The 3,590-nt window shown below is 58.9% G+C and carries 5 protein-coding genes; all 5 read right to left on the minus strand.

Going from position 1 to position 3,590, the window contains the following annotated elements:
* Positions 1 to 136: 136 nt before the first annotated feature.
* Positions 137 to 406: a 30S ribosomal protein S15 gene (gene rpsO / locus AC2FNU_RS24290; protein WP_170329634.1), complete on the minus strand. Its 270-nt coding sequence runs from the start codon at positions 404 to 406 to the stop codon at positions 137 to 139.
* A gap of 143 nt (positions 407 to 549) precedes the next feature.
* Positions 550 to 1,563: a calcium-binding protein gene (locus AC2FNU_RS24295; RefSeq protein ID WP_496793977.1), complete on the minus strand. Its 1,014-nt coding sequence runs from the start codon at positions 1,561 to 1,563 to the stop codon at positions 550 to 552.
* A gap of 94 nt (positions 1,564 to 1,657) precedes the next feature.
* A complete protein-coding gene (locus AC2FNU_RS24300) occupies positions 1,658 to 2,161 on the minus strand; it encodes a DUF1643 domain-containing protein (protein ID WP_496793981.1) in 504 nt (167 codons plus the stop codon).
* A gap of 21 nt (positions 2,162 to 2,182) precedes the next feature.
* Positions 2,183 to 3,088 carry a tRNA pseudouridine(55) synthase TruB gene (gene truB, locus AC2FNU_RS24305; protein ID WP_496793984.1) on the minus strand — a complete coding sequence of 302 codons (906 nt, stop codon included), beginning with the start codon at positions 3,086 to 3,088 and terminating at the stop codon, positions 2,183 to 2,185.
* Between the two features lie 54 nt (positions 3,089 to 3,142).
* Positions 3,143 to 3,590: phosphodiester glycosidase family protein (locus tag AC2FNU_RS24310; RefSeq protein WP_496793988.1), on the minus strand; the 448-nt coding region annotated here is incomplete at its 5' end.

Raw genomic sequence — 3,590 nt, forward strand, 5'->3', positions numbered from 1 at the left:
GGTCAAAAGCGCACGCATGGAATATGAGCGCGACCATCCTGATTGAGCGCACCTGAATCCTAACTGATTGACCCGCGCAAAAAAACGCCCGCCAAAGTGGCGGGCATTTGAAATCTTAAAGCGATGCGATCCGAACTTAGCGGCGGATGCCCAGCTTTTTGATCAGGTCCTGGTAACGCGCTTCTTCTTTGCCCTTCAGGTAGTCCAGCAGCTTACGGCGCTGAGCAACCATTTTCAGCAGACCTCGACGACCGTGGTTGTCTTTTTTGTGGGTCTTGAAGTGCTCGGTCAGTGTGTTGATGCGCGAGGTCAGGATGGCAACCTGTACTTCAGGCGAACCGGTGTCGCCTTCTTTGGTTGCGAATTCTTGCATGACGCGTGCTTTTTCAGCGGCAGTGATCGACATCGGGGTCTCCTTCAAAGGTTAGAGTTAATGGCGCAGGCCGGGATGTCGTCCAGCACAGGCCCATGGAGAAAACCGCACCGATTCCGATGCGGATGGGCGCGTATAGGCGCATTTTGGGCAAATGGCAAAGGGAATCTGCGGGCTCAGACCATCTGCCCATACTGTTCCAGTTGGGCTTCGGTGATCAGTTGGATATCGGCTGCCGTCATCCCTTCGGCACCATAAACCTGCGCCACTTCCTGACCGTCGATGATCACCCGCGTAAGATTGGAGTCTTCCGCGTCAGGTTCAACGGTAATTTCAGGCTCGGCTTCGTCCTCCCAGGTGACAAGCAACTTATCCTCACCCGGCTGGAACCCCATGACAGTGATATCGTCTTCACCTTGTCCCACGACGATGTCATCGGCCCCCTGACCGCCGGTCACAACGTCGCCGCTGCCTGCAACAAGGGTGTCATTTCCGGCACCACCGTTCAGGAAATCCTGTTCGGCTGCACCGTCTTCGATGCCGAATACAAAATCGTCCCCGTCGCCGCCAAAAATTGCATCCTCACCTGCGTCTCCGGTCAGGACGTCATCCCCAAATCCGCCTTGTAGCGCGTCGTCACCGGCCCCGCCTGTCAAAGTATCGTCTCCCTGACCGCCATAAAGCTCATCTTCGCCCTCACCACCGTCCAGAGTGTCGTCGCCGAAATGCCCGAACAGCGCATCATCGCCCGTGTCCCCAAACAGCCGATCATCATCCGCTTCGCCATGCAGGACATCGTTGCCCGGCCCGCCATAGATGGTATCCATCCCGTCGCCGCCATGCAGGACGTCATCCCCCTTGCCCCCGTGGACCGTATCTTCACCGCCATAGCCGTTGATCTGATCCACACCGTCCCCGCCGGTGATGATGTCCGGGCCTTCATCTCCAGCTATCACCAGATCGCCTTCGAATTCGGAAAGGACGATCCCGGTCGACAGGGGTTCGACTTCGGTTACAACGGGGTCTTCGACATTTTCGCCGATATCCAGGAATTCCCCGGTTTCGGCTTCGGATTGCGGCTCATCTTCGGGAATGTCTTCTGACGTGTCCTCGTCTTCGATCAGCATGTCGCTCATCGCGTAGGCTGCACCGCCAATGGCGGCCAGTCCGATCAATCCGGCCAGAAACATGACACACCTCCGATAGCACAATGCTCCGAGGGTGAATGTCTCATGCCGGGGACAGTGAGGTCAAAGGCAAGCTATTGAAATGGTTAATACTTTATCACCACAGCTCAGGCTGCTGAGTGTAGGCGATGTAAAGGGGGTGCTTGGGGTGGCCGTCTTTTGTTAGACCTAGATGGAACAGGGGTTGACCGGTTGCCCTCAATAGCTGTTCAACTGCCGGGCCACGGTCCAGATGTGCGCCGTGGGTGCCCCACGCGGCGATAACCTGATCGGCCCATTCCACGCCGTCCAGAATAGCTTTGTCATTCGCAGGCCCGACCGGCTCGGCGGCGGCGCGCATCTTGCGCGGATCGGTGTCGCGCCAGGCAAAGATGTTGGTCACCTGAAACGCGCCAAACCCCAAAGCCCGCGCACGCCGTTCGCAACGTTCCACCGTGGGGTCATTCTGCACCTCGGTCGCGGTCGATGGGTTCAGCATCACAAACAATGCCTTCTGCCCCTTTGGATCCCAGACGCGGGTCAGGCTATAGCGATAGTTTTCGCAATCGGAATAAACCGCGGTCGAGGGCGCGTCGCCCTTGGTATGTGTTCGGGTGATCATGCCAACCGCCTAACACGGGACTTAAGCGACGAACACCCGGCTCGGATGCAATTCGCCTGATTTGTAGATGCCCACAGCCACCGCTTTGCCGTCCAGCGAGGCCCAGGCTTCATCGCCGTACTCCACATCTGACGCCAGTACCATGCCCGGATTGCCGTTGCGCAGACGCGTAGCACCTTCGACCGTGCATTTCAGCTCGGGCAGGTCCGACAGGCCGGTTTCAAGCGGGTGCAGATACGCGTCCAGCGCGGTGGTCTTGGCCATCTCGTCGATCTGTTCGATGGTCAGGCCGTCTTCGGCCTCAAACGGGCCGGACCAGATGCGGCGCAGTTCCTTGACGTGGCCGCGGCATCCCAATGCCTCACCCAGATCGCGAGCGATTGAGCGCACATAGCCACCCTTGCCGCAGGTCATCTCTAGCACCACGTGGTCTGCGTCCGGTCGGTCGACAAGGATCAGTTCCTCGACCCAAAGGGGTCGGGCGGTCAGTTCTACATCCTCACCATCGCGGGCCAGTTTATAAGCGCGCTGGCCGTCGATCTTCACGGCAGAAAACTTAGGCGGAACCTGCATGATGTCGCCCAAAAACGGGGTCAGCGCCTGTTTGATGTCCTCATCCGAGGGGCGCGCATCGCTTTGGGCAATCACTTCGCCCTCCGCATCGTCGGTATTGGTAGCCTGCCCCAGCCGCACGGTGAAGGTGTAGGCTTTCAGCGCATCGGTGATATAGGGAACGGTTTTTGTCGCCTCGCCCAAGGCCACAGCCAGAACGCCTGTTGCTTCGGGGTCCAATGTGCCCGCATGGCCCGCCTTTTTGGCATCCATCGCCCAACGCACCTTATTGACCACCGACGTAGAGGTCATGCCCGCAGGCTTGTCCACCACCAGCCAACCGGAAATGTCGCGACCCTTGCGTTTGCGTCCCATCTTGCACCTTGCCTTTTGCTGAGGCGCGCGGGTTAGCGGATCACACCCGCCCTGTCAATTTGCAGGCATATCCTCGACCACGCCGACGATGGGCCCCAACGAGAACCCCAGATCCGAGCGATTGCCTGCCCGGTCATACATTCGTGAGATATTGCCATCCAGAAACAGCGCATTCGGAGTGTCCAGCACATCGCGGAACAGGCTGCCGAATTCGTGGAAGGTGACATAATCTTCTGAGATCGCAAAAACGGCCCGCGTGCCATCGGCGCTCGTGCCAACACCGTTGCGGATATAGCGCGAGGTCGAATCAGGCAAAAAGCGCGGGTGCAGTTCGCCATCGATCACCAGCATCGGGCCGGATTGGGTGGCAAAGCGACAGTCCGGCGTCTGATCCACGAAATCCAGCGTCTCGAACACATCGGCGCGCCCGTCGCGGATGCAGAACACCCCGTTGGGCAGCAGGCCGAAATTGCCGGGGCCGGGGTTCGGGATAACCCGCATC

Source organism: Ruegeria sp. BHSB064 (genome assembly GCF_059613205.1).

Bases quoted from the DNA above. Each gene is read 5' to 3' on its own strand.
- rpsO (WP_170329634.1), bottom strand. From the start codon at position 406: ATGTCGATCACTGCCGCTGAAAAAGCACGCGTCATGCAAGAATTCGCA.
- AC2FNU_RS24295 (WP_496793977.1), bottom strand. From the start codon at position 1,563: ATGTTTCTGGCCGGATTGATCGGACTGGCCGCCATTGGCGGTGCAGCC.
- AC2FNU_RS24300 (WP_496793981.1), bottom strand. From the start codon at position 2,161: ATGATCACCCGAACACATACCAAGGGCGACGCGCCCTCGACCGCGGTT.
- truB (WP_496793984.1), bottom strand. From the start codon at position 3,088: ATGGGACGCAAACGCAAGGGTCGCGACATTTCCGGTTGGCTGGTGGTG.